General features: G+C 74.2%; 20 protein-coding genes. 3 read left to right on the top strand and 17 right to left on the bottom strand.

Annotation, left to right across the window (positions count from 1 at the left end; genetic code table 11):
- Position 1 precedes the first annotated feature (1 nt).
- The 12 genes from BM237_RS21555 to BM237_RS21505 form a co-directional block, all read right to left on the bottom strand.
- Complete coding sequence (locus BM237_RS21555; RefSeq protein WP_093851381.1) at positions 2 to 565, bottom strand: phage tail protein; 564 nt, start codon at positions 563 to 565, stop codon at positions 2 to 4.
- Positions 562 to 2,517: a putative baseplate assembly protein gene (locus tag BM237_RS21550; RefSeq protein ID WP_093851380.1), complete on the bottom strand. Its 1,956-nt coding sequence runs from the start codon at positions 2,515 to 2,517 to the stop codon at positions 562 to 564. The genes BM237_RS21555 and BM237_RS21550 overlap by 4 nt, the downstream gene beginning before the upstream one ends.
- Entirely contained in the window at positions 2,517 to 2,939 is a 423-nt protein-coding gene (locus BM237_RS21545; RefSeq protein WP_093851379.1) for a GPW/gp25 family protein, read from the bottom strand. The genes BM237_RS21550 and BM237_RS21545 overlap by 1 nt, the downstream gene beginning before the upstream one ends.
- Entirely contained in the window at positions 2,939 to 3,256 is a 318-nt protein-coding gene (locus BM237_RS21540; protein ID WP_093851378.1) for a PAAR domain-containing protein, read from the bottom strand. Before BM237_RS21540 ends, BM237_RS21545 begins: the two co-directional genes overlap by 1 nt.
- Positions 3,257 to 3,297: 41 nt before the next feature.
- Complete coding sequence (locus tag BM237_RS21535; RefSeq protein WP_093851377.1) at positions 3,298 to 5,124, bottom strand: VgrG-related protein; 1,827 nt, start codon at positions 5,122 to 5,124, stop codon at positions 3,298 to 3,300.
- On the bottom strand, positions 5,121 to 5,843 hold the full coding sequence (locus BM237_RS21530; protein ID WP_093851376.1) for a CIS tube protein: 723 nt from the start codon (positions 5,841 to 5,843) through the stop codon (positions 5,121 to 5,123). The genes BM237_RS21535 and BM237_RS21530 overlap by 4 nt, the downstream gene beginning before the upstream one ends.
- A gap of 57 nt (positions 5,844 to 5,900) precedes the next feature.
- Positions 5,901 to 6,326 carry a phage tail protein gene (locus BM237_RS21525; protein ID WP_093851375.1) on the bottom strand — a complete coding sequence of 142 codons (426 nt, stop codon included), beginning with the start codon at positions 6,324 to 6,326 and terminating at the stop codon, positions 5,901 to 5,903.
- A 31-nt stretch (positions 6,327 to 6,357) separates the two neighbouring features.
- Complete coding sequence (locus tag BM237_RS29020) at positions 6,358 to 6,720, bottom strand: hypothetical protein (RefSeq protein ID WP_139238148.1); 363 nt, start codon at positions 6,718 to 6,720, stop codon at positions 6,358 to 6,360.
- Positions 6,721 to 9,196: 2,476 nt separating this feature from the next.
- Entirely contained in the window at positions 9,197 to 9,355 is a 159-nt protein-coding gene (locus BM237_RS29400) for a DUF6760 family protein (RefSeq protein WP_020938517.1), read from the bottom strand.
- A complete protein-coding gene (locus BM237_RS21515) occupies positions 9,352 to 9,843 on the bottom strand; it encodes a zinc-ribbon domain-containing protein (protein ID WP_093851373.1) in 492 nt (163 codons plus the stop codon). Before BM237_RS21515 ends, BM237_RS29400 begins: the two co-directional genes overlap by 4 nt.
- A complete protein-coding gene (locus BM237_RS21510; RefSeq protein ID WP_093851372.1) occupies positions 9,840 to 10,280 on the bottom strand; it encodes a phage tail protein in 441 nt (146 codons plus the stop codon). Before BM237_RS21510 ends, BM237_RS21515 begins: the two co-directional genes overlap by 4 nt.
- 34 nt (positions 10,281 to 10,314) lie before the next feature.
- A complete protein-coding gene (locus BM237_RS21505; protein WP_093851371.1) occupies positions 10,315 to 11,874 on the bottom strand; it encodes a phage tail sheath family protein in 1,560 nt (519 codons plus the stop codon).
- 248 nt (positions 11,875 to 12,122) lie between these two features.
- On the opposite strand from BM237_RS21505, the gene BM237_RS30065 reads away from it, so the two are divergent.
- On the top strand, positions 12,123 to 14,363 hold the full coding sequence (locus BM237_RS30065; protein ID WP_425443727.1) for an eCIS core domain-containing protein: 2,241 nt from the start codon (positions 12,123 to 12,125) through the stop codon (positions 14,361 to 14,363).
- Positions 14,364 to 14,384: 21 nt separating this feature from the next.
- Here BM237_RS30065 and BM237_RS21495 read toward each other — a convergent pair whose 3' ends face one another.
- From BM237_RS21495 to BM237_RS21480, 4 genes are all read right to left on the bottom strand, one after another.
- Complete coding sequence (locus BM237_RS21495) at positions 14,385 to 16,481, bottom strand: ATP-binding protein (RefSeq protein WP_093851370.1); 2,097 nt, start codon at positions 16,479 to 16,481, stop codon at positions 14,385 to 14,387.
- Positions 16,478 to 17,179, bottom strand: a complete 702-nt coding sequence (locus BM237_RS21490; RefSeq protein ID WP_093851369.1) for a Pvc16 family protein — start codon at positions 17,177 to 17,179, stop codon at positions 16,478 to 16,480. Before BM237_RS21490 ends, BM237_RS21495 begins: the two co-directional genes overlap by 4 nt.
- Positions 17,176 to 20,286: a hypothetical protein gene (locus BM237_RS21485; protein ID WP_425443728.1), complete on the bottom strand. Its 3,111-nt coding sequence runs from the start codon at positions 20,284 to 20,286 to the stop codon at positions 17,176 to 17,178. The genes BM237_RS21490 and BM237_RS21485 overlap by 4 nt, the downstream gene beginning before the upstream one ends.
- Before the next feature lie 217 nt (positions 20,287 to 20,503).
- Positions 20,504 to 21,226, bottom strand: coding sequence for a helix-turn-helix transcriptional regulator (locus BM237_RS21480; protein ID WP_245793891.1), 723 nt, complete (start codon positions 21,224 to 21,226; stop codon positions 20,504 to 20,506).
- Between the two features lie 204 nt (positions 21,227 to 21,430).
- On the opposite strand from BM237_RS21480, the gene BM237_RS21475 reads away from it, so the two are divergent.
- A complete protein-coding gene (locus BM237_RS21475) occupies positions 21,431 to 22,783 on the top strand; it encodes a COG1470 family protein (RefSeq protein ID WP_093851366.1) in 1,353 nt (450 codons plus the stop codon).
- A gap of 137 nt (positions 22,784 to 22,920) precedes the next feature.
- Here BM237_RS21475 and BM237_RS21470 read toward each other — a convergent pair whose 3' ends face one another.
- On the bottom strand, positions 22,921 to 24,468 hold the full coding sequence (locus BM237_RS21470; RefSeq protein ID WP_093851365.1) for a GH39 family glycosyl hydrolase: 1,548 nt from the start codon (positions 24,466 to 24,468) through the stop codon (positions 22,921 to 22,923).
- Positions 24,469 to 24,839: 371 nt separating this feature from the next.
- Here BM237_RS21470 and BM237_RS21465 point away from each other — a divergent pair, with 371 nt between their 5' ends.
- Positions 24,840 to 26,102: an ABC transporter substrate-binding protein gene (locus tag BM237_RS21465; protein ID WP_245793889.1), complete on the top strand. Its 1,263-nt coding sequence runs from the start codon at positions 24,840 to 24,842 to the stop codon at positions 26,100 to 26,102.
- The last annotated feature ends 5 nt before the right edge of the window (positions 26,103 to 26,107 follow it).

Here is a 26,107-nt window from a genome sequence, read left to right as displayed (position 1 = left end):
GTCACCTCCCTTCGTCGGCGGGCGGGCCGGGCAGGACCTCCACCCGGCAGACGGTGTGCACCGGGCACATGGCCCGGACGATCTCGTGGACCCGGTCCGGGTCCACCCCCCTCCCACGGCCCGGCCACACCCGGACCAGGGCCCCGGCGGGTGGTTCGGGCGGGAAGTCGGCACCGGCGGTGCTCGACCAGGCCGCCCCGCCGTCCCCGGTCACCTCGGCGTGTACGCCGAGTGCGAGCCGCAGGCCCTCGACCAGACCGCGCCCGGTGCCGCGCCACCGGTGCAGTTCCACCGCGCGGACGACCGCCTCGCGGCGCGACTCCACGGGCCACCGCGGGTCGTCGTCGGCGCCCACCCACGACGCCAGCCAGGCCAGGAAGTCGGCCGGAGCCACCCGGGGGTCGAGGTAGGCGGGCAGGTTGTCGAGGGTCGCGAAGACCGGCGCGAGGACGGTGTCGAGACCGGCGGTGAACCGCTGCGCGAAGTCGTCGTCGGCGTACAGGGCGGGCAGTTGCCCGCCGATCGGGTACCTGCTCGGCAGTCCGGGTACGGCGGCGCGGCTCATCCCCGTGCCTCCGGCTCGACGGCCGTGACGGCCACCTGGTGCTGGTGGGAGAAGACCAGTGCGCCCGCGGCCACGTCGACGCGGTCCGCCGGCGCGCCGCGCCGCCCGGTGACCGGATCGGCGGGAAACAGCCGGACGTCCTCCACCAGCGCGTTGCCGGTCGCGCGTTGCAGCACGCCGAAGACCTCCCCGTACTGCACCGGCCGCCCGAACGGCCACCCGGTGCCGTCGGGGCCGCCGCGCAGCGGGTCGAGGTACCCGAACAGCGCGGTGAGCGCCGCGTCGCGCACCCGGTCGGTGTCGTCCGGCGCCGCCGAGAGCCGGGCCACCACGGTGACGCCCTGGTAGACCGGCGGCTCCACGACGAGGCGGGTACCGATCAGGCGCCGCTCGTCCAGACTCGCGGTGATCGCCCGGAGCACCTGCTCGGAGGGGATCAGCTGCTCGAAACGGAGCCGGCCGTCCTCGTCGGCGACCGCGTCCGGCACCACCAGGACCCGTACCGCACCCGCGCCGCCGGCGGGCAGGCAGCGGACCCGGCGCACCGAGGGCGCCGCCTGGCGGCCGATGATCTCGTAGTCCTCGGCGGTCACCGCGCGCTCCTGCATCCGCAGCGCCTCCGGCGCGCGCAGCTTGGCGTTGGCGACGGTCTCGCCGGCGACGCCGCCGCGCGCCGCCTCCCGGTTGACGACCCGCGCGACGTACGGAACGGAGCTGCGCAGCACGCGGATCGCGCCGCGGGCGACGTTGCCCGCCGGGCCGCCGCCGGTGCGGTAGCGGGCCACTTGCACCCGGGCGCCCTTGGGCGGCACGGCGCCGCACTGCCGCAGCGTGCCGTCCGGCTCGCGCAGTACGGGCGGGAAGGCGAACTCGCCGGTGGTGGCGTCCACGCGGACGTGCCGGTCGGCGGGCCCGGAACGGCCGAAGTGCTCCACCACCTCCCAGCGCTGCCACCCCTCGCCCGAGGACACCTCCACCACGGGTGGTTCGCCGTCGAGGAGGACCGGCGGGCGGCCGAGCCGGAACGTCTGTCCGGCGACCCCTTCCGAGATGCCGAGCGGCACGTCGGTCACGGTCTCGGCGTGCTCGACGGACATGGTGCCGCCCACGGTGAACACGGCCGCCTCGCGCACCGTCGGGGACTGGGAGTAGAACGGCTGGCCCGGCTCCGCCTCGGTGACGCGGCAGCGCAGCCAGCCGGCCCGCGTCCCGCCGATCACCGACGCCGTGTGCCCGGCCGGTACGTACACGATCACCTCACCGGGCCGGTTCAGCCCGCCGGTGGTGTCCGTGCCGGTCTCGCACACCTGCCAGCCGCCGCCGTTCCACGCCTCCCACACCAGCGGGGGCTGGCGCGGGTCCACGCCGACGCCCTCCACGCGGCTGTCCAGCCGCACCGCGACGATGCAGCGCGGCACCGCCGTCGGCAGGCCGAACAGCAGCGCGTCGCCCGGCTCCGGCACCGCCTGGAAGCAGGGCACGTCGCGGCCCTCGGCGAGCGTGCCGGTCCGGTCGGTCTGGTCGCCGGTCCGGGGCGCGGTCACCAGTCGCGTCAGTTCGCTCGGCGCGATGCGCAGTTCGTCCGTGGTCGTGAACACCACGGCCTCGTCCGTCTCGCCGCGCGCGGTGGTCACCTCGGTACCCGCGGGCAGCACCACCGTGTCGGGCTGCGGCGCCGACAGGTGGAAGTCGACCTCCGCCACGGCCGCGGCCGGCGGGAACAGGCGGACGCCCAGCAGGTCGAGGAACGCGGTGTAGTTCTTGTCCGGGACCCGGTTCAGCCGGTACAGCAGCTGGTCCACGAGGTGGGCGAACGTCTCGATCAGGGTGACGCCCGGGTCGGAGACGTTGTGGTCGGTCCACTCCGGCGCGCGCTGCCGCACGTACCGCTTCGCCTCGTCGACGAGCTGCTGGAAGCGCCGGTCGTCCAGGTTGGGGGAGGGCAGGGCCATCAGTCGGCGCCCCTCTCCCCGGACCCCTCGTCGGAGGGGATCGTGTAGAAGGGGAAGACCAGGTTGCGCCGGTCGTTGGTGGAGCGCACGGTGTAGCGCACGTCGATGTAGAGGGTGCCGGCCTCGACGGTGTCGAAGGCGACCACCACGTCGTCCACCGCGATGCGCGGCTCCCACCGCTGGAGGGCCTCGCGCACCTGCTGTGCGACGCGCCCGGCGGTGGCGCCGTCGCCGGGGGCGAAGACGTAGTCGTGGATGCCGCAGCCGAACTCGGGGCGCATGGGGCGCTCGCCGGGCGCGGTGCCGAGCACCAGGCGGATCGCCTCCTCGATCTCCCGATCCCTCTCGACCATGCCGATCCCGCCGGTCGGCCCGACCCGCAGCGGGAACGCCCAGCCGCGGCCGATGAACCGCTCGCTCATCACGCGCCCCCGATCAGGACGTTCACGGCGCCGGTCAGGACCGTCGCGCCGCACACGCTCCGCCCGCGCGCCCGCGCGGCCGGCAGACCGCCGACGAGCACCGTGCCCGCGGCGAGCGCGGCCGGGTCGGGCTTGATCACGTTGACCGGCCCCAGGGCCGCGTGCTGGGGGACCGGGCAGACGACCAGGCTGCCCACGACGGCGGCGGGGCGGCCGCCGATCAGCACGCGCGCCACCGCCGCGGCGGCGCCGGGCGGCGGGGTGGTGATCCGGCCACCGTGGTCGGTGGGGTCGCCGGTGCGGGCTGCGGCTGGCATGCGGTGCTCCTCGGGGAGTGTCGGGTGAGGGCGGACAGGGGTCAGTTGATCCGGATGAGCCGGGCTTTGAGGACGCCGAGCAGACCGCCGTCGACGGTGACGTCCGAGCTGCCGGTGACGCTGACCGAACGGCCGCCGACCTTCACCCCGGCGCTGCCGTTGATGTCCACGTTCCGGCCCGACACACTCACGTCGCCCCGCCCCGCGTCCAGGGCGATGCCCCTGTCGTCGAGCCGGACGGAGGTGAGGGGCTGCCGGCCCGTTCCGGAGCGCACCGTCAGCTCGATCCGGCCTCGCCGGTCGTCGAGGAACACCTCCAGGCGCCCGTCACCGGTGGTGAGCCGCACTCCGGACGGCCCCGGGGCCCTCGCGTCCAGCAGCTCCACCCGGTGTCCCGAACGCGACACCACCGAGCGGCGGTTGACCTTCCCGCTGGTGCCGTCGACCAGCGGCACGTCGTGGGGCGAGGGCCGGTCCACGCCGTTGTAGAGCCCGCCGATGACGTACGGGCTGTCCAGCAGGCCCTGCTCGAAGCCGACCAGGACCTCGTCGTTGACCTCAGGGCTGACCACGCCCCCGCCGCCCCCGCCACCCCACTGCACGGTGCGCACCCAGTCGGTGACGTAGGTGTCGTCCAGCCAGGGGAACTTCAGCCGTACCGCACCGCGTTCGGCACCGCCCGGTTCGCGCACGTCCGTCACCACGCCGATCGCCAGACCCGGCATGCGCGGGCCGCGGGACGGCGCGTTGGCGCCGGTCACCAGGCCGGTCAGGGAGCGGTCCGGGCTGGCGCTGACCCACACCGTCGTCCGGTACCCGCCGTGCGGGTCCAGGACGTGCTGCACCGCCGTGGCCGTGTAGCGGCCGGAGAACGCCTGCCCGACGTTGCCGAGCGCCACGGGCCTGCCCGCCCGCAGCAGGGGATTGCCCTCGGCCACCGCCTCCAGCTCGGCGAAGCCCGCGCCGACCTGCGCGGCCGTGGCGCCCGCGACCGCCGTCGCCTCGGCCTGGGTGCGGTACGGGGTGTCCGTGACGGTCAGTTTCGCCGCCTTGCCGAACCGGGCGCTCATCGCCGGACTCAGGCCCGGGATCGCCGTCTCGCTGTCCACCGACGGATGCCGGGACACCAGCGGCCGTTTCGTGGCGACGTCCCAGCCGCGCACCTCCACCGACGACGCCCCGTCCGCGGCCGACAGCGAGGCCCGCAGTGCCAGCAGGTTCCGGCCGTACTCCAGCACCATCGGGTGCCGTGTGGCCGGGGTCGAGGGGGAGGGCGCGCCGGAGGCCGGCCGCGGCCGGGTGAACTGGAGCAGCCCCTGGTCGTCGACGCGCACCTGTGCCCCGCTCTCGCCCGCCAGGTACTGCAGGAAGTCCCAGTCGGAGATGTTCGCCTGCGACAGCTGCCGGTAGGTGACCGGTGCGGCCTGCACGGTTCCGCAGGTCAGTCCGGCCCCGGCGGCCACCTTGCGGACGATCGCCGCGGCCGTCATGTTCCGGTAGGCCACCACCTTCCGGCCCCGCTGGAGGCGGTGCGCCCTGGAGTAGGCGCGCACCACCGTGAACGAGCCCGTGCGGTCGCGGTCCACCTCCAGGGCCGTCACCTCGCCGTCGAACAGCCGCTCGCGCGCCTGCCCGGACACGGTCACCACCGACACCCGCAGCGGGGTGCCGATGGTGATGCCGGTCGCCTTCAGGAACTCGTGGTCGGGGTCGCGGAAGGTGAGCTGTGCCGCGTCGGGGAGCCCCACGTTCTCGTCCACCACGCAGCTCACCAGCTGGGCGGCCCAGACGGGCGGAAGCGGGGCGGGCGTCTCCACGACGGGGTCCGCCGCGAAGGACCGGCCGCCACGCGCCTCGGGTGTGGTCACCGCTCCTCCTCGCCTCCCGCGTCCCGCAGCCCCGGCACCACCAGCTCGGTGCCGGGCGCGAGCGCCATCGGGTCGTCGATTCCGTTCGCCTCCGCGATGGCCCGCCAGGCCGTCGCGTCGCCGTATTCGCGCCAGGCCAGCAGGGCCAGGCTGTCGCCCGCCACCACGGTGTGCGTGCTGCGGGCGGTGCGCGCGCCGGACGTCGGGTTCTGGCCCGGCGGGTCGACACTCGCCTCCTCGATCGACAGTGCGCAGGTGGCCCGCAGCGGCTTGCCGTCGACGTCGAACAGCGTGTACGTCACCGACAGGCTGGAGAGGACCCCGTCGAACGAGGTCGTCCGCGCGGTGCCCCACTCGAACCGCACCCACGGGCTGGCCGGCTTCTCGCGGCTCAGGCTGGCCGGGGTCGGCACGCACGCCTTCATCAGCTTCTCCACGGCCTGTTCCACGGAGTCGTCGTGGGTGGCGGTCGCGTCCACGAACACCTCCAGGCTCAGTGTGCGCGGGCCGCTGCCGACGAACTCGGGCAGCGCCGACTGCCCCGCCATCCGGGACGGGGAACGGCGCCACTCGGTGGTCTTCTGCAACTGCAGGGTGGAGGGGTTGAACTGGAGGTCGAGCCGGGCGATCGTCCCGCCGGGCTTCGCGCCGACCGAGGCCGGGGGTTCCTTCAGGGTCAGCTGGGCCCTGGCCCGGCCGGCACGGACCGCTGGGGACATACGGGGATCTCCTCTCCGGGAGCGGGAGCGTCTGGGGGAGGCGTGCGTGAGCGCGTGTCAGGAGGGGCGCAGCCCCTCGTGGGCGATCTCCAGGCTCTCCACCGCCGCCTGGGAACTGGAGGGATCGAAGGACGGCCCCTGCCAGCGCACCGGGACGATCCCGAACACCTGCCAGCCGACGATCGGGGTCAGGTCCGGTTTCAGCGCCACGATCTCGCCCTCCTTGGGTTCCACCCGCCGCAGCGTCTCGTCGAGCCAGCGGCCGATCTTCACCGTGTCCGCGGTGACCGGCCGGGTGAGCGTGATGTTCGACCAGGTCACACGCCCGGGCAGGTTCCAGGTGAAGCCGTTGTTGCCGCCCTCGGCGTAGCTCTCCACCTCGACCTCGGCGCCCATGCCGGAGCAGGTGTGGAAGGCGCCCAGGTCGTCGCCGCCGATCGCGAGCCGGAAGAACACGCTCGTCGCGAAGATGCTGTCCGTCATCGGTCCGTCGTCCGTCCTTCGTTCCGTGCCTTCAGCGGCGTCCGTCGTAGGGGCGGCCCGTGCGCTCCCGGCCGCGCCGCAGTTCGGTGCGGAGCAGCCGGGCCATCGGGTCGAGCAGGCGGCGCGCCAGATCGTCCAGGTCGAGGCCGGGGTCCTGCGGTGCCTCGGGGGGACGGGCCGTGCCCCTGCCGGATACGGACGGCGCGGAGGCCGACCGCGGCCGGCCGCGCGCCGGTACCTCCCTGGCCGGTACGCCCGCGGGCACGGCGGCGCTGCCGGCGCCTGTGGCGGTGCGCTGGATGGGGGGCGCCGCCCGGCCGGTCCCGCCGCCCGCCGCCGGGCCGCGGACCGGAGCCGGCCCGGGGACCGGCGCGGCGGTCCGTGGCCGGACCACGGGGATGTTCCCTGCCGGTGCCGGTGCCGGTGCCGGTGCCGGTGTGGTCGGCGGACGGTCGGCGAGCGCCGGCGTCCGCGGGCCGGCCGCCGGCAGGGAGCGCGTCGGTACGGCGGGGGCCGGGGCCGCCCCGGAGGTCTGTCCGCGGGGCGGCGCGGGCCGGACGACCGGGACACGCCGGCCGGGACCGGGAGATCCGGCGCCCCGGGAGCTGGGCGCCCTGGGACCGGGGGGCACGGACGCGGACGCGGCCCGCTGGATCCGCGGTCCCGCGGGCCGTACGGGCTTGCCCGCGGTCGGCGCGGAGTGGCCCAGGGAGGCGGCCGGCGCGTCGGACCAGCGCGCCGCCACCACGGGAGTACGTCCACCGGGGCGGGAGGCGGAGGGCGGCGCCGCCCCTTGCGGACCCCGGGTCTTCAGGGTGAGCGGGCGCGCGGTGAGCAGCGGAAGGGTGCGGAGCGCCGCCGGGGCCGTGTGCGAGTGCGACCCGGGGCGTGTCACGGTGAGGGGGCGCGGGCCGGCGACGGCCGGGCCCGGCGCGGCGGGGGGCCGCCGGCTTTTGGAGCCCGGCCCGCCGCGCGCCGCACCGGGCCGCCGTGCGCTCCCCGCCGGGCCTTCCCCGCCCACGGTGTCGATGGAACCCCCTGGGGCGGGTTGGTGGGGGACGACGGACGGGGACGGCGTCACCAGCGGCGTGGCGGGCCCGTTTCGGTGGCTCGCGGGCCCGGACGGCGCGGTGTCCCCGGCGGGGGAGAGGTCCGCGGGACCACGCCGGGAACCGTCCGCTCCCAGCAGCGGCGCACCCGCGCCGCCGCCTCCCGGGACGGGCGGTACGGCGGGCGGTGCGGCTTCGGCGGGCTCCCGGCCCCGGCGCGCCGGGGCCCGCTGGAGGTCCGGCCCGTGCGCCGTGCCGGAGGCGCGGTCACCGGATGGGAGGGAGCCGGGCGGTTCGGCGCTCGGCGGCAGCGCGGACAGCGGTGCGCCCAGGCCGCCGCGCGTACGTGCCCCGGTCCGCCCCGCGCCGGGGCCTTGGCGCGAGGCGCCGTGGGCCGCTCCCCCCGCGCCGCCGTCGGACGGATCCGGTGCGCCGTCAGGGGCACCGTCCGCGCGGCGCTGGACGACGGGCAGCGCCGGACCGGGCGCGGCTCCGGCGCTGGGCGCGGGCGACGTGGTCGGTGCCGCTGCCGGGGTCGGGCCGGGCTCCGTCAGCGGCACGGCGGTGGGGGGCATCCCACCCAGCGGGGCGCCGAGGCGTGCGCTGCCGGCCGCGCGCGCGGTGGCGTGCTGCCCGGGAGCGGCTGAGCGCGCTCTCGCCTCGCCCGGTGCGGTCGGGCCGGAGCCGGGTGTGTCGGGGGGCGTACCGCCGCCGGGCGCCGGAGCGGCGGCGGGCGGCAGGGCGGGGAGGCGGCGCACCGGTCCGACCGGGCGTCGGGCCACGGTCGGAGAAGAAGCGACCGGACGTGCCCGGACGAGCGGACGGGACGCCTCGGAGCCGGCCGCCCCCGGCAGCCTGCCGTCCCGGGTGAGCCGCGGCTCCGCGACCGCCGCCGTGGCGGCCGTAGCCGTCACCGCCGTCTGCCGGCCGGCCGGTTCGGAAGGCGCGGACCCACCGGACGCGTCCGCCCCGGCCGGCGACCGGGGCGTGCTCCCGGGGCGGTGCCCGGATGTGCCGGACGGTGTCTCCGGCGCGGGCCCACCGGGAGCGGGTCGGGCCGCGATGCCGTCAGTGGCTGCGGCCGGGAGCACGGCCACGCGCCGTACCAGCGGGATCTCCGGAGCGGCCGGCCGGGGGCCGCCGTCGGCGGGGGCCACGACCGGACCGGTGGCGGGCCTCGCCGCCCGCTGGACGTGGGGAGGCGACGGGGAGAACACGGCGGGTGAGCCCGTGGAAGTGAGACCACGGGGGCGCGGCGCATCGGCCGGACCGCCCTTCCCGGCGGGGTCGTCGTCACTGCCGTCGCCGGGGCGCGTCACGGCCGGCTCCCGCCCCGAGCCCGCGTTCGCGGACGGAAGGGGCGGGGCGGCCGGAGCAGTGGCCGGACGGGCCGGGCCGTCCGCGGCTCCGGCCTCCGACGCACCCTCCCACGGACCGTCGGCCTCCTGCGGGCGCAGTGCCCGCAGCAGCAGCGGCCCCCCGCCTTCGTGGGCGTGCCGGGGGGTGGCCGGGCGGGCGACGCCGCGTACCAGACCGGCCGGGGCCGTGGGCAGCACGGCGTGGCCGAGACCGGTGCCGAACGACGGATTCCGCCAGGCGGCCAGGCCCGCGCGGAAGGCCAGGCCGTCACTGACACCGAGCGGTGCGCGTGCCACGGTGAGCTCCGGTGGCGCGGTGCGGCGCCAGCCGCCGTCCCAGTCGCCGGGCACGGAGGAGACCGGCCCGCCGGACGCGCCCCGGTCCGGACCGCCTCTCCCGGCCGGACCGCCCGCCCCGGCGGAGGCGGTCCGGCGGCGCAGCCTGCCCCACCATGCCATGAGCTCAACCGCCTTCGTTCACACGGGTGTTGATACGGGCGATCTCGGCCACCCACTGCCGGCGTTCGTCATGGGTCAGGTCGAGGATCTCCTCGCGCTGCCAGTGGAAGTGATAGGCGATGTACGCGATCTCCTCCCGGAGCCGGGGAAGGGCGTACGTCACGATTCCCCCAGGCGCCCACCCGAGAGGTCGACCTCGAAGCCACCCTCGCAGTGCGGGCAGGTCACCGCCGCCCGGGTGTGGCCCTCGCTGTTGACACGGCGGTAGAAGTCCTGGAGGAAGGCGACGTCGGTGGCGTACATCCGCTCCACGATCCCGGCGTGCACATCGGTGATCGTGCCGATCCGGGTGATCACCTGGCTCAGCAGCACCACGCTCAGGTATGCCGGGTTCTCCTTGACCCGCAGGTCGATCTGGGGCCGCAGCTCGTCGCGGGCGGTGGCCAGGCGCATCGCGCCGTGACGGTGCACCGTGCCCGCCTCGTCGACGTAGCCGCGCGGCAGCTCGAACTCGAACTCGGTGCGCAGCCCGTGGTCCTCTCCGGGCGGCGGTGCGGCGGGGGCTGCCGCCGTCTGCTCCGCGGCCGGGGCGGGCGCCGTCACCTGGAGGATCTCCTCCAGATTGCCCGCCGTCACCGTACGGCGTCTCATTCGACGATGATCTCCTCGAACACGATCGTGACGGACTCGGTGGCCGGAGACGACTCGCCGGCCTTCAGGGACGGGCCCTCCCACCTGGAGGCCCAGCCCTGCATCAGCTGGATGCGGCGGACCGTGTTGCCCTCGGAGTCCTTGATCTCGATGGTGAGGTTCTGCCGTGCGGAGTTCACGGCGCCGTTGTTCAGGGTCTCCTTGATCCAGCTGGTGAACTCGCTGCTCTGGTCGAGTCCCCGGGTGATCGTGATCTCCCCGGCCTGCCGGGCGCCGGGCTGCTTGCGGATGATCTGCTTGCCCTCCGCGCTGACCTGCTTGACCTCGACGACCTCCTCCTCGACGGTCAGCCCGCTGATCTCCTGGACCGACTCGACCAGATAGCCGCCGAGCTGCACGCCGAAGACATGGGTGGAAAGAGCGTCGCCCACTGCCATGACTGTTGGTCACCTTTCCTTGCGGACCCGTGGGTCACTCGTCGATGAGGCTGGTGCTGTCGGAGAACTGGGCCAGCCGGAACACCACGAACTCCGCGGGCTTGACCGGCGAGACGCCGATCTCGCAGACGACCCGGCCCTGGTCGATGGACTCCTGCGGGTTGTTGTCGCGGTCGCACTTCACATAGAACGCCTCCTCGGCGGTGCGTCCGAACAGCGCGCCCCGGCGCCACTCCTCGGTGAGGAACGCGGTGACGTTGCGCCGGATGCTGGACCACAGCCGGTCGTCGTTCGGCTCGAAGACCACCCACTGGGTGCCCAGGAGGATCGACTCCTCCAGGTAGTTGAACAGGCGGCGTACGTTCAGATAGCGCCAGGCCGGGTCGGAGGAGAGGGTGCGGGCGCCCCACACCCGGATGCCCCGGCCGGGGAAGGCCCTCACGCAGTTCACACCGATCGGGTTCAGCAGGTCCTGCTCGCCCTTGCTGAGCCGGAACTCCAGGTCCACCGCGCCGCGGACCACTTCGTTGGCGGGCGCCTTGTGTACGCCGCGCTCGGCGTCGCTGCGCGCCCACACGCCGGCGATGTGGCCGCTCGGCGGGACGGCGGCGTTGCGTCCGGCGGCCGGGTCGAAGACCCGCACCCACGGGTAGTAGAAGGTCGCGTACCGGGAGTCGTAGCCCGCCTCGTCGTTGCGCCAGGCGCGCACCTGCTGGGCGGTCAGCCCGGGCGGGGTGTCCAGGACGGCCACCCGGTCGCCCATCTGCTCGCAGTGCGAGATCACCGCCAGCTGCACGGTGCGCACACCCTCGGCGTCGATGTCGCCGCGCCGGTAGGCGCTCATCAGGTCCGGCACCGCGACCATGGTGATCTCGTCGATGGTCTCCAGGCCGCCGACCCCGGTGCGGGCCGCGGGGTCGCCGACGTACTCGGACGCGTCGAGACGGGACACCTCGCCGGAGCCGGGCGCGGCGGGCACGGCCGGGGCGCCGGGCAGCGCCACGGTCTGGTTGGCGGGCCTGCTCTGGCCGGTGCCCCGCTGTTCGGTGACCTCGATCAGCTTGGAGGCGCGGGCCTGGCTGACCAGGTACCCCTTGACGTTCTTGCGGCTGGAGGCCTCGTACGTCTCGGCCACCCGGTCGCCCTGGCGGACCAGGACCTTGAAGCGGTCCTGCGGCGGGTCCTCGCCGTCCGCGTCGGCGATCTCCACCGACACCCCCGAGACACCCGGGCGGGCCGCGACAAGGAAGCCGCCGAGCTCCACCGGCTCCGCGGCCGGGTCCTCCTGCCGCGCGCCGCCGTCGGACGCCGGCACGGAGGCGTCCTCGGCGGAACCGCCGATCCGCACGATGTACGCGGCGCCGCCGCCGTTGGAGAAGTACCCGTGGACCGCGTGGGCCAGGTAGGTGCCCTCGGTGAAGCCGCCGAAGATCTGGGTGTACTGGTCCCAGTTGGTGACCAGTGTCGGCGTGTGGAACGGGCCGCTCCCGGCGAACCCGACGAACGCGGCGATGGCCGTGCCGACCCCCTCGATCGGCCGGGCACCGGACTGCACCTCCTCCACGTACACGCCCGGGGTGAGGTACGTCGGCATGCTCGCTCCTTACGCGTTCCTGCAGGTCACCTGTGTCCAGGCCGAGTCTGCGTGGTGGGTCCGCCCCGGCGACAGGGACCTGCGGCCCTGCGCGGGGGCAGGACCGCTGCCCTCCCGGACTCCCCGCGCCGGCCGCCCGGCCGCCGCCCGTCTCTGCCCCCGTGCTGCCCTTGCGGACCTGGACGACCCGCCCGCCCGCGCGGTCCACTGGGGGCCGCGGCAGGGGTGTGCCGACGAGGAGGCAGCAGGTGCAGAGGCCCAGGCAACGCAACGAGCGGAGCGAGGACCGGCAGCCGGCGAGTGGCCGTCCCGCCGCCCGGCGGGAGACCTCAGGGGACGCCGCCGTGCCACCCCCGCTCACCGCCGACGCGCTCCGCGCGGCGCAGCGCGGAGCGGGCAACGACGCGGTGAACACCATGATCGCCCGCCGCACCCGCGCCACGCCTGTCCCGGAGGAACAACCGGACACCGGGGTGCACGAGGTTCTGGGCTCGGCCGGCAAACCGCTCGCCGCGCCGGTGCGCCGGGACATGGAGGCCCGGTTCGGGACCGACTTCTCCGACGTGCGGCTGCACACCGGAGCCACCGCCGCCCGCTCGGCCCGCGCCATCGGGGCGCGCGCCTACACCTCCGGCAGCCATGTCGTCATCGGCGACGGCGGCGGCGACCAGCACACCCTCGCCCATGAACTCACCCATGTCGTCCAGCAGCGCCAGGGCCCGGTCTCCGGCACCGACCACGGCGACGGCCTGCGGGTCTCCGACCCCTCCGACCGCTTCGAGCGCGAGGCGGAGGCCACCGCCGCCAGGGTGCTGCGAGGCCCGGCGCCCCTTCAACAGCGGTCGTCGACCCCGGCCGCGAGCACCCCCGGCACCGCGCGTACGGGCTCTGTCCAGCGGACGGAGGCGTCCGCCCCGGCTCCGGCCGCACAGCAGAAGCCCTCTATGGCGATCCATCAGCCGGCCTATGCGTCCGGAGACCAGTTCGCGGTCGCCGCGACGCTGATGAACGACTCGAAGGCACAGGTCTACATCACCTGCGCCGCAGGCGAGGAGAAAGCCGCCGACGCGATCAAGGGGTTCTACGTCCAGTCGGGCATAGGCGAGGACCGGATCCACAGGATCCCGGTCGGCGAATCGGAGAGCCGGACCACGGCGGCGAAGAAGGCGGCCGGCATGAAGGTCGTCGGTGTCGGTGACGCGACGACGTACGTCGGGGAGAACTTCCACGGAGACATGCGCAAGAAGATCCGGGCCGGCTGGGGACTGGACGCGGGGGAACCGACCGGGGATCCGGACCCTGTCGAAGTATGGCTGCGGAAGGAAGGGGTGGACGCGAAGGGAAAGAAGATCGCGGTCCTCTGGTCCAGGTTCAGCGGCAAGAAGGGCGAGGTCCACATCGAGCACGATTCCGGCTACATCGGAATGGCCCAGATAATCGCCGGGCTCGGCAGCATCGACCTGGTGCTGATCGTGGGCGACTCCGCACCGAGGAAGAAGCAGAGGATGGAAGGGAAGGGGGAGGAGGACACGAAGTACGGTTCGATCGCGAAGTCCTTCACCCCGAAGGAGAAGGAGAGCGACGGCTACGACGAGCAGATGCGGAACTTCAACGCCAAGGTCGTCGACCTCACCGAGTTCTGGAGCAGACCGGACTTCCAGAGCATCGTGGGCGGGACCCGAAACCACCAGTTCCAGGTGTTCGACTACCTGGACCGCCACGCGACCACTCGCCACCTGGGCTTCCGCAGCGGGAACCTCGAAGCGATGGCCCTGATGGGATTCACGGTCAAGTACATGGAGGAGCCCGACAGCGTCATCGGCGGCAGCCGCATGGAGGCGTGGCACGCGGTCGACGGCACTGACAGGACGGCGGGCGGCGGCATGGCGCCGGGCTATGAGCGCCTCAGGGTCAGCGCACCACCGACCCGATCAGGAAAGCACCAGAAGTCGCTCACGCTCGATGAGCAGAGCGGCGACCAGAAGCACGCCGACTGGCACCGGGCGGAGAAGGGGACGTACGAGCACCTGAAGAGGGAGGGGCGAAGTCCTGACGGTGGCTCGCTGCCCAAGGGATTCGCCGGCGAGGACCTTGCGAACATCGACGCCTACCTGCTCACCGGAAGGAGCGAGGAAGGACTCGCCCCTGACCTGATCGACGCCGTCAAGGGGATTTCCGGGGAGTACGAGGACGCGGAGAAACAGCTGAACAGGGCCAAGAGCGAGGCCGACAAGGCGAGGGCCGCTTCCAGGAAGGTGTCGGCGGACCCGAACAAGAAGCAGAGCGTCAGGGATTCCTTTGAGCGGAAGGCGGAGGAGTCGGAGCGGAAGTTGGAGACCGTCAGGCGCGCGTCGGAGCGGACCATGGAGGACGCGGCGAAGAGGTTCCGCGAACTGTGCGCGCAGTACGGTCCGCTCGACGCCCTCCGGGCGCGGAACCTCTTCGCCTCGAACATCGCTCACCGCCTCACACCGGACGCCCCGGCCTGAGGGACCGTGCCGCGCGGCCCCTCAGGCGTCGCCGGCCTCCGCCAGCCACGGCCCGAACTCGCCCTCCAGAACCAGCCGTCCGAGCTTGCGGTACTCCTGCGCCACCGCTGTGACCACCTGCCGCATGGTCAGCGGCCCGCCGGCTTCCGCCGCGAGGTAGGCCGCCGTCACCGCGCAGGCCCGGATCGAGCCGCCGGCCAGCTCGAAGCGGTCCGCGCAGAAGGTTAGGTCCAGATCGCCGTCCCGGGGCAGCACCCCGCCCAGGCACCGATCCCACAGGGCCAGGCGCTGGTCGGCGTCGGGCACGGGGAAGTCCGCCACCACGTCCAGGCGGCGGGTGAACGCCTCGTCCAGGTTGGCCCGCAGGTTGGTGGTCAGCACCGCGATCCCGTCGAACGACTCCATGCGTTGCAGCAGATACGCCGACTCGATGTTGGCGTGCCGATCGTGGGCGTCCTTCACCTCCGAGCGCTTGCCGAAGATCGCGTCGGCCTCGTCGAAGAGCAGCACCGCGTTGACCGCCGACGCCTCGGTGAAGATCCGCTCCAGGTTCTTCTCGGTCTCCCCGACGTACTTGTCGACCACCGTGGACAGGTCCACCACGTACAGGTCCATGCCCAGGTCGGCGGCGACCACCTCGGCCGACATGGTCTTGCCGGTGCCCGACTCGCCGGCGAACAGCGCGATCACCCCGCGCCCCCGGCCGCCGCCGGGCCGCATCCCCCACTGCCCGAGCACCTGCTCGCGGTGACGGGCGCGCAGCGCGAGTTCGCGCAGCCTGCGGTGGGTGCCGGGCGGGAGCACCAGATCGTCCCAGCCGACCGTCGGCTCGATCCGGCGGGCGAGTCGGTCCAGTCCCGCGCCGTTCTGGGCGCGCACGGCGGCCCGCAGGTCGTCCTCGTGGACCGGACGGCCGGTGAGGGACGCGGTGCGCACCGCCACGTCGGCGGCGCGGCGCAGCTGCCCGGAGTCCAGCCGGTGGGCGGCGACCGCCCGGGCGAGCGCCTCGGCCTCGCCGACCACACGGGCGTCACCGGCGGCCCGCTCCAGGGCGTGCCGCCAGCGCGCGACCTGCCGCTCGGGGGAGGGCGCGGGCACGGTCACGGTGACGGGGGTGTCGGCCGCCCACACCGGGTCCCAGCCGGTGGTGCCGTACGTCAGGAGCGAAATCCCCCGCAGGGCGCCGCACAACGCCGCCAGCATCCGGGCCCGCTCTCCGGGCTTGTCGGGCAGTGCCTCCAGCGGGCCGAGCACGACACCGGAACCGGTCAGACGGGCTTCGAGGGCGGCCACCCGGGCGAGTGCCGGCACATCGCCGGAGTGCCGGGCGAGCGCCGCCGCGTCCAGGACGAGCGGACGCAGCCCGGCCGTGCGCAGGGCGGCGACGGCCAATCCTCCGGCGTCGCCGCCCCGGCCGCGCAGGTGGACCAGGCCGACCCCGGTCCCGGCCGCGGCCGCCGCGCGGCGGACCTCCGCCGCCTCGGCGGCCGGGTCCTCCCACGCCTCGCCGAGCACCCCGGCGAGCCGGGCGTCGGGCCGGGAGTCCTCCAGCAGGTGCCCGGTGACCCGGTCGGGCACGGCCAGGACGCGGGACAGCGGTGGCCGTTCCGGCTCGGTGACCTCCAGCAGGCCACCCTCCACCAGCGGCGCTCCGGGGGCGAGCCGGAAACGGGCGGGGGACGCCCCGGCGAGCCCGCACAGCTCCAGGGCGAGCCCGACCGTGGGGCGGCGGCGCGTCAGGTCGTCGTTGAGATAGCCGTAGAGCCGCTCGAACCGCGCGTCCAGATCGGGCGCCACCGCGATCAGCAGCAGGTCCAGGTCCAGTGGGGACAGTCCGAACCGCGCGGAGAGGCCGCCGAGGACGGAACCGGCCGGCGGGTGCCGGGGCTCGTGGGCGGGCAGGCCGAGGCCGCCCGGCTCCTCCAGGATGCGGGCCGCGGCCTCGGGGGTGAGGTACTGGCCCCGGTAGGGGTCGTCGGGGTCGGGGTCGGTGGCACGGCGGGATGCCACCGCGTGCCGCACCCGCTCCTCCACGGCGCGGAGCCGCGCCCACACGTACTCCACGCCGGCGGCGGCCTCGGCGGCGGTCCGCGGGGCGGTTTCGGTGGTGTGCGTCACGGCCGGCGCTCCCCCCGGCGGCGCCGGGCAGGAGCGGACGGCCGCTCGCGCGGACCGGCGAAGCCCTCCGGTCCCGGATCGCCCACCTCCGTGTAGCGCAGCCGCCGTCCCGCCGACTCCCCGTCCCCGTGCCGGACGGCGGAGCGCACGGCGAGCCCTTCGGTGACCGGCGGCGCGACGGCCCGGCTCACCCCGGCGAGCGGCGCCCTCACCCGCACTCCGAGCGAGGCCTTCAGCTCCCCGCCGAGCGCCGACCACACATCCGAGGCGGCCGGCGCGTCGAGCCCGGCCCCGGCGGTGTCCAGGCCCACGGTCAGGCCGAGTTCGGCGAGCGTGCCGGTGAGCAGCCGCGCGGGCAGGGTGTCGACGGCCACCAGGCAGGCGAGCACCTGCGAGAGCAGCCGGTGCTCGTCCCGCGGGCGGCTCGCCCACGCCGTGACCAGGTACGTCAGCTCGAACCAGCGCGGCGGGGTGCGCCGCGCCACGAGGTGTCCGTCCGCGTCGTACACCTCCCCGGCGCCGCTGCCGCGCCGGGTGGCGTCCTCGCGGATGTCGTACAGGAAGACGCAGACCGCCGGGCCGGTGCGGCGCGCCGCCCAGTCCCGGGTGGGGGCGTCGAAGACCACCTCGACGCCCGACGCCTCCAGGCCGGACTCGCCCAGCAGGCGGCGCAGCCCCTCGTCGACCTCGTGGATCACCGGCGGGTCACCTCGTCGGGCGGCTGCACACTGCCGCTGACCACCAGGAAGTCGGTCTTGACCGCCGAGAATCCGGGACCGGTGGCGGTGATGGTGCGCGGCCCGGTTCGGTCCTTGGCGAGGATGAGCAGCTGGCCGATGAACGTGCCGTCCGGCTCCGGCACGGTCGGCGCCGCCGACGCGGTGATGCCCGGCTTCCAGGTGAACCGCACCGGCACTCCCGGCGGGAAGTCCCTGCCTCGCACCGAGGTGACGAATCCGGGCTTGCCGATCCCGGGCACCGCCACGATGCGCGGCCGCAGGACGCGCAGCCGCTGCCGGGCGGTGTTGTCGCGCCGGTCGGCGTCCGTCCCGGTGGTGGTGAGCTCGCCGGTGACGCGGCCGGTCAGTGCCCTGTCGGGGCTGAGGACGACCCGGACGACGGTGTTCGCACCCGGGGCCAGGTCCGGCAGCGCACACACCCAGGAGCGGTCGCAGCCCGGCGGCGGCCCGTTGTGCGGGACGCCCCGGGGCAGGCCGATGCGCAGCCGCAGCCCGGTCGCCAGGGCGTTGCGGCCGTTGCGGACGGTGTACGTCACCACGACGCGCCCGCCGACGTAGCCGGGGTTCGGCTGGGCCGTGACGCGGACCCCGGGCCCGGCCTCGGGCTCGTCCGGCGCCGGAGGCACGGCGGGCGGTGGATCGGCGGGCGGTGAAGGGGCGGGTGGAGGACTGGTGGGCGGTTCCGGGGGCGGGGCCGGGCGTACCGGCACCACGGTCCGGCCCGCGTTGTCGGCGGGCCGCGGGTCCAGGACGGCGCCGGTGACCGACCAGCCGACCGGTGCGTCGCCGGGGGCGGTCCCGGTGAGGGTGACGTCCACCGGGACGGTGGTGCCGGGCGGCACCACGCCGATGTCGCACTGGAGGGCGGCGGCGTCGCAGGTGCCCCCGGGCCGGGTCAGCCGGGTGATCCGCACGCCGGGCGGCGGCGCGGCGGTCAGCCGGGTGCCGGGGGAAGCGGCGGGGCCGTTGTTCACGACGTCCACGCGGACCGTGGCGGAACGGCCCACGGCTACCCCGGGCACGGTGCCGGGTGCGCGGACCGCGAGGTCCACGGACCGCTGCACGGCGGGTTCCTTCTGCCGGCCCGGCAGCCCGGCGGTGAGCGGGGTGAGGCGGCCGGAGGCGATCTCCACCAGACGGAGCTTCTCGGGGCTGTTGGCCGGAAGGGCGGCGCGCGAGCTGAACACCAGGTGCCTGCCGTCGGCCGTCCAGGCGGCGTCACGCGGCTGGAACGGGCCGGTGGCCGAGGTGTCCGGCAACTCCCGGCGGCAGGCGCCGGGAAGGCCGCGGGCGGTGTCGGGCAGCAGCACCCGGCAGCCGTCGCCCGACGGGGAGGTCAGCAGGATGCCGTTGCGTTCGTCGGTCCGGCCTCCGCCGTTCTTCCGGTTGAAGGCGATGGTGCGCCCGTCCGGTGAGAACGCCGGGCTGTCGTCGATGACCTCGCAGTCGCCCGGGCAGATCGCGGCGCTCAGGTCGCGCTGCCGGTCCAGGTCGTCCACGGGCACGGTCCAGACGTGCTTGTTGCCGCCCCTCCCGTCGATCACGTGGTCGCGGGTGAAGGCCAGGGTGGTGCCGTCGGGGGACCAGGCGGGCTGGGCGTCGCCGCCTGCGCCCTGTCCGCCGGGCGGGACGATCTCGCCGCGGATCGCGCCGGTCGCCGCGTCCGCGATCAGGATGCGGCCGGGACCGGCGTCCTGATCGGTGCCGCCCGGCGAGGCCCGGGTGAAGGCGAGGTGCCTGCCGTCCGGGGAGAGCGTCGGGTCGGTGTCCCAGTCCCCCGGGCCACGCCCCGCGAGCGGCAGGGGCGCCGCGCCGGTCCCGTCGGCGTCCGCCGTCCAGATCCGCTGGATGCGGCTGCCGGGGTCGCCCTCGAAGCGGGTCACCACGATCCGGCGGCCGTCGGGCGTGTAGTCCTGCCGCTCGGTCCACGGGTCGTACCCGGGGTCGGGCCGGAACAGCGGGTCCTCGGCGGGGTCGGTCTCGGTGTCGGCCCTCGGGTCCTCCCTGAGGACCGTCAGCCCCAGGTCCCGGGGGTCGGCCCCGTCCAGCCGGACGTCCTGCAGCGTCACCGTGTTCGGGCCGGAGGCCGAGGTGCGCTCCACCACCGCGCCTCCGCCGTCGAGGGGGCCGAGCCAGGTGGGGGAGAGGACCTCCCGGTCCTCACTGAGCACCAGCGAGGGGACCCGGTCGGAGCGCGCGGGCACCCGGAACACATGGTCCCAGTCACCTTCGCACTCACAGGTGATCTCGGGGCTCAGGAACAGCACCTCGTCCCCGCCGGGCAGCCACGCCGCCCCGTGGGCACGCCACCCCGCCTGCGCGCCTTCGAGCAGCGGCCCGTCGGTGCGCCCGTCCGTCACGCGCAGCCGGGGGCCGTTCTGCCCGGCGGCTGTGGCGGTATACGCGATCAGGTCCCGGTGGGCGGGGTCGCCGGCAGGGTTCCACACCGGCTCGGTGGCCTCGCCGTCGGCGGGGTCGGTGATCCGGGAGGCGGGGCCGCCGGCCAGAGGCCGTACGTAGAGCTGCCGGCCGGCCCCCGGACCGCCGTCGCCGGAGTACGCCAGGCGCCGCCCGTCCGGGGAGACCGTCGGGTGCTCCTCGTCCGAGGGCGTGTCGGTGAGCCGCGTCAGGCCGGTGCCGTCGGTGCGCACCAGCCACAGGTCGCGCTGCCTGCGCCCGCCCGGGCCGCCGGGTTCGGCCGAGTCGAACACCACGGCCCGGCCGTCCGGCGTCAGCCGGGGGTGCGCGGCGTCCCGGCCGCCGGTGAGACGGCGTACCGAGCCGTCGGCGGACCGCAGGTAGATCTGGGGGGCCTTCTCGTCACGGCGGCTGGCGAACACCATCGCGTCGCCCAGGGCGGACGGCTGGACGTCGAAGTGGGCCGGGCCCTCGCCGAACAGCGGTGTGCTGGAGGTATCGGTGGCGACCCGGCCGAGGCTGCGGTGCCGGGTGCCGGCGTACGCGACCCGGGTGCCCGCGGTGTCGGCCGACCGCGGCCGGGCCTCGGCGCCGCCCTGCCCGGGGTCCTGCTCGGAGGCCGCCGTGACCGTGAGAAGCGGGATCATCAGCAGCAACGACGTGCCGATCCTGGCCGGGCGCCTCCGCCCGCCGGATCCGGCGCTTCCTCTCGCGGTCCCCACGGTCCTCCTCACAGTCCGATGCGGCATCCGGGTGTGCCCCCGCCACCCTGCGACGGCCGTGTGTGGCGCGGCAGGGCGGCGGGGCCGTACCCGGGGGAAGCGTGCGGTGCGCTTTCGGGCAGTGCCGCGGTACCGGCCGCCGTCAGATCAGCCCGTTGCGCAGCGCGTAGCCGACGGCGTGGGCCCGGTTGCGCAGCTGCAGCCGTGTGGTGATCTCGTGCAGCACGTTCTTGACGGTCCGTTCGGAGTACGCGGTCTTGCGGGCGATCTCCGCGGTGTCCAGGCCTTCCGCCACCAGACGCAGCATGTCCGCCTCACGCGTGGTCAGCGTGGACAGGGACACACCCCGCGGATCGAGCGCCGAACGCTGGAGGCCGCCCACGTGCGTGAGCAGCTTGCCGAGCAGGTCGCCGGGCAGCACGCCTTCGCCGTTGGCCATCGCCAGGACCAGGTGGAGAAGACGATCCTGGTCGGCATCGGCACGCCGAAGCACCGCCGCCACGCCGCACTCGATGACGCGTTGCAGCGCGCCGGGCCCCAGAGTGCCGACCACGAGGCCGGCGCGGGTGGCGGTGTTGTGCCGCAGCCGGTGCAGCAGGGCGGCCACGTCGTCGTCGACGCCGTCCACGACCACCAGCGATGTCTGGGCCCGCTCCGCGTCGGCACCGTCGAGCAGGTCCACCTCGGGGCGCGAGCGTAACTGCTGCACGACGCCGACGCGCAGGACGGGATCGGCGGCGTAGACGGCCACGGTCACCCGGCCCGGGAGATCGGGACGGGAGGGCCGGTGCGCGGACCGGGGCTGGGCGGGCACATATGGCGTGGAGGCGGTCATGGCCGGGCTGCTCTTCTCTGGAGAGTGCATGGGAAGCCACCTGTTCCGTAAGTGCTGGGTCCGCGGGACGACGTGGGGACGGGCCGCCCGTGCGCTGCCGGCACACGGTGACGGAACACCGCGGGCCACGCCCTCCCGCGGAGAGATCGGTTGTTGTCCCCGGGCACGACGACTGCCCGGGTTTTGCCCTCGCGCTCCTCGTCGAGCCCTTGGGCACGGTCCTACCGTGGCGGCGTGACACCTTCCGAAGCCTCTTCCGGCCCCGGTGCGGCCGGCCCCGACATCCCGGCGGTGACGGTGGCACCGGGCGACACGGCCACGACCAGTGTGACGGTCCGCAACGACGGCGACATCGTCGAGGCGTACAGCCTGGAGGTCGTCGGGGACTGTGCCGCCTGGTCCACCGTGGACACCCCGCGGATCTCCCTGTATCCCGGCACCTCGCAGACGGTGACGATCCGTCTGGAGCCGCCGCGCTCCCCGCAGGTGCGGGCCGGTGAGACCCCCCTGGGAGTGCGGATCCTGCCGGCCGAACACCCCGAGTCGGTGCGGGTGCTCGAAACCACCGTGCACGTCGGGGAGTTCCGGGAACTGCACACGGAGTTGGCTCCGGGCCGCCGGCACGGCTGGCTGCGGGGCCGCTACCGGCTGAAGGTGCGCAACCGGGGCAACACCCCCGTGCGGGTGGGGTTCACCCCCGGCCAGGCGGGTGAGGAACTGGGGTTCGCCTTCAGCCCGGCGGAGCCGGAACTTCAGCCCGGGGAGTCGGTGGAGGCCGGGCTGCGGGTCCGTACGGGCAAGCCGGTGTGGTTCGGCTCCCCGGTGGTGTGGCCGTTCACCGTGGACACCACCGAAGCCGGCGAAACCGGCGACCGGGAGACGGTGCGACGGGACGCGACCGCCGTCCGGGCTCCGCTGGAGGCGGAGTTCGTCCAGATCCCGGTCTTCCCCAAGTGGCTGCTCGTGGTGCTCGCGGCGCTGCTGGCGCTGTTGCTCGCCTGGTTCGCGCTGGTCCGTCCGGTGGTGCGCAGTGCCGCCGAGGAAGCGGCCGGCGAGATGGTCCAGTCGCGTCCCACGCATGCCGGGGAGCAGGGCGGACAGGGGCCGGGCACCGGCCCCGGCGGCGGTTCGGAAGCCCGCCCCGGTGACCGGGGCACGGGAGCGTCGCCCGGTTCCGGTGGCGACGGGGGCGCGGCCGACGGCGACGCCGGAGTCGCGGGCGGCGCCGGCCGGCAGAGTTCGGCGACCATCGACCTGCGGACACCCGACGGGGAGACCAGGGCCGGTACCTACTCGGTACCGGAGAACAGCGTCTTCCGGGTCACGGACATCGTCGTCGCCAACTTCCAGGGCGACGAGGGAGTGCTGACGATCACGTTCGGCGAACGCAAGATCACCACGATCGCGCTGGAGACCTTCCGCAACCAGGACTACCACTGGGTGACCCCCATCGAGATCCCTGAGAACGAAACCGTGACCATGGAAGTGACCTGTGAGAAGCCGGGCACACCGGCCACCGGTCGCCGGGCGCGGGGATGCCATGAAGTTCTGAACGTGAGCGGTGTGCTCAGCCGTACAGCGGGGTGAACACCCTTCACAAGACTATCCACCGGCGGCCCGGCGGAGCCGGTCCGGATCCTGCCCTGTCTGGAAAACGATGGGCCAGGACCGAAAACCGGCTCCGCCCGGATGGGCGTGCCCCACCGCCGTGGGCGGCGGGGCACTTACGACCGGTCCGCGGAGGCGTCGATGTCATCGGTGCCGAGGCCGAACAGCCGGTTGTCGCTCCACCACTCCGGCGTCTCGTCGACGACCGGGGTGAGATCCAGCAGCGTCACCTCGTTGCGGCCCAGGACGAGGTCCACATCGGCGCGCCCGCCGGCGACGGGCACGCTCCGGTGCGAGCGAGCGGGCTCGGCGGCCTCGTGGAGGGCGTCGAGTTGGCGGTCGCCGGGTGCGAGCGGCCGCCCCATCTCGCACCAGGCGGCCCAGGGGTTGCCGGCGTCCTCGCTCACGGAGCGGCGGCGTGCGAAGGCGGATCCCCGCGCCTCCGGGGCGCCGACGGGCAGAGACAGCCGGAGCGTGTGGCCGTCGGCGGGCTCGCCGCCGGCCGGATCGGCCGGCGCCCAGGCCAGTAGGGTGACGCGCCCGTCGCCGTGCCGGGTCACCAGATGGTCCTCGCCCCGGGCGAGGATCTGCTCGCCCATCTCGGCCATGAACGTGTACAGGTGGTAGGTGGGTTTTCTGATCTGCCGGTGTGTCAGCAGCCCGAAGCCGCCGTGGAACGGCGCGGTGGGGATGCCCACCTCCTCGAACACGTCGCTGAACGTCCAGTACGAGAAGGAGTCGGCGATGTCGCCCCCGTTCACCAGAACCGGCGCGAGGTACGCCGCGTGGAACGCGGTGTCGTGGACCGGGTTGTCCGGCCGGTACGAGGAGTTGAACTCGGTGATGTGGACCGGCAGACCGGCGAGTTCGGTGCCCGCCAGCTGCCGCCGCGGGGCGCCGAACTGCTCCAGCAGCGCCGACGCCGGCATGAGCGTCTGGTGGGCGCCGAACGGCACGGGCTGGACGGGGCCGGAGGTGTAGGCGTGGCGGCTCACGAAGTCGATCGGCAGGTCGCGGGCCTCGACGAACTCGGCGAAGCGCTGGATCCACTCGTCCTCGTAACCCGGCGCCAGCGAGGGGCCGCCCACCTGGAGTCCGGCGTCGACCTCCTTGACGGCCAGTGAGGTCACCTCGTAGAGGCGGTGGTAGGCGTTCTGGTCCGCGGACCAGAACGCCGCCAGGTTGGGCTCGTTCCACACCTCGATCGGCCATCGGCGCACCTGGTCGATGCCGTAGCGGTCGACCAGGTGCCCGATGACGGCGCGGACGAGGTCCGCCCACTCCTTCTCGTCGCGGGGCGGAGTGATGTTGCCCTTCCACCAGAACACGGTGTCGTCGCCGGAGGCGAGCCCGGACGGCATGAAGCCGAGCTCGAGGAAGGGCGCGATACCCATTCCCAGGTAGGCGTCCACCACCTGGTCGACGTACATGAAGGCGTGGCGCACGTGCCGCTCGCCGGCCCAGTCGTAGGGGCGGTGGACGCCCATCCCGTCGCTGAGCAGGCCGTGTCCCCGGATGTACCGGAAACCGATCTCCCGCTGGACGAGGCCGAGGGAGTCCTGATAGTCGCGCCGCAGCGCGAGGTCGAGCCGGCCTGTGCCGACGCAGTGGCGCCAGGCGCCGGAGAGCCGGGCTGTCGGCTGCCGGGGAACAGCGATCCGCATGGTGGGGGTTCCTTTGCTGCGATGCGGTGCGGTGCGGGGTGGGTGGTGCGATGCGGTGCGGGGTGGGGCTCGCCGGAGGTGTTCGGGATGAAAGCCGACCTTCCAGGTCGAGGCCCGGAAGCCGGGGCCCGGCCGGGTGCGACCGAGTCCGTCCCCGATCGTCACCCCGCCCGTTCGTGACCGCCCACGACGGTGGCTGCGTCGGTAACGATTGGGCAACTTGCGAAAACTATTGGTTGCTTCTCGCTTGTTTCTGACTGTACACCTTAGCTCCCGCTTCGCGGACGGCCTATTAGTTTGCGCAAATTGACAGTAGTTGGATCACTGACGACAGATCAGGGAGTTCCACGGTGATGAGGAAAACCCGCAGCATGACGGCTGCCGCGATCGGCTTGGGCATCGCACTCGCCGCCACCGGCTGCGCCGGCGGCAGCGACGGTTCGTCCGATGGCCAGGGCATGGTGACCCTCTGGACGAACGCGATGGAAGGGCGCGGCGCGGAGTACTGGAAGAGCGCCGCGAAGGAGTACCACTCGCTGCACCCGGACGTCACGATCAAGATCCAGTCGGTCCAGAACGAGGACCTCGACGGCAAGCTGCAGAACGCGCTCAACTCCAACTCCGCGCCCGACATCTTCCTGCAGCGCGGCGGCGGCAAGATGCAGGCCATGGTCGACGCCGGCCAGATCCAGGCGCTGGACCTGACCGACACCGACAGGGCCAACGTGGGCGACGCGGCTCTCGAGGGCGTCTCGATCGACGGCAAGGTCTACGCGATGCCGCTCGACACGCAGCCCGAGGGCATCTACTACAGCAAGGACCTGTTCAAGAAGGCCGGCATCACCTCGCCGCCGACGACGATGGACGAACTCAAGGACGCCGTCGCGAAGCTGAAGGCGATCGACGTCGCGCCGATCGCGGTCGGCGCCAAGGACGCCTGGCCGGCCGCGCACTGGTACTACAACTTCGCCCTGCGCGAGTGCAGCCAGGAGGCCATGCAGGAGGCCGCCAAGTCGCTCGCATTCGACGACCCGTGCTGGACCAAGGCCGGCGAGGACCTGGAGTCGCTCCTGGAGGCCGACCCCTTCCAGAAGGGCTTCCTGACCGCCTCGTCGCAGCAGGGCGCCGGTTCGTCGGCGGGCATGCTCGCCAACCACAAGGCGGCCATGGAACTCATGGGCAACTGGAACCCCGGTGTGATCGCCGACCTGACCCCGGACAAGAAGCCCCTCCCCGATCTGGGCTGGTTCCCCTTCCCCGCCGTGCCCGGCGGCCAGGGCGACCCGACCGCCATCATGGGCGGCGCCGGCGGGTACTCGCTGTCCAAGAACGCCCCCGAGGAAGCCCTCGACTTCCTCCGGTTCGTCGTGACCAAGGACCAGCAGGAGGCCTATGCCGAGGCCTTCGACACGATCCCGGTGAACAAGGATGCCCAGGGGGTCGTCACCGAGCCCTACAACATCTCGGCGCTGCAGGCCTTCAACAAGGCCGCCTACTCGATGCAGTTCCTCGACACCGTCTACGGCCAGAACGTCGGCAACGCCATGAACATCGCCGTCGTGAACCTGATGGCCGGCGAGGGCTCCGCCGCCGACATCGTCAAGGACGTCAAAGCCGCCGCCGAGAAGGGCTGAGTAAG

This window comes from Streptomyces mangrovi, from assembly GCF_900114215.1.
GTDB classification, from domain to species: Bacteria; Actinomycetota; Actinomycetes; order Streptomycetales; family Streptomycetaceae; genus Streptomyces; species Streptomyces barkulensis.
The sequence above is the reverse complement of the archived record's forward strand: the minus strand, read 5'-3'. Positions and strand labels throughout refer to the sequence as shown.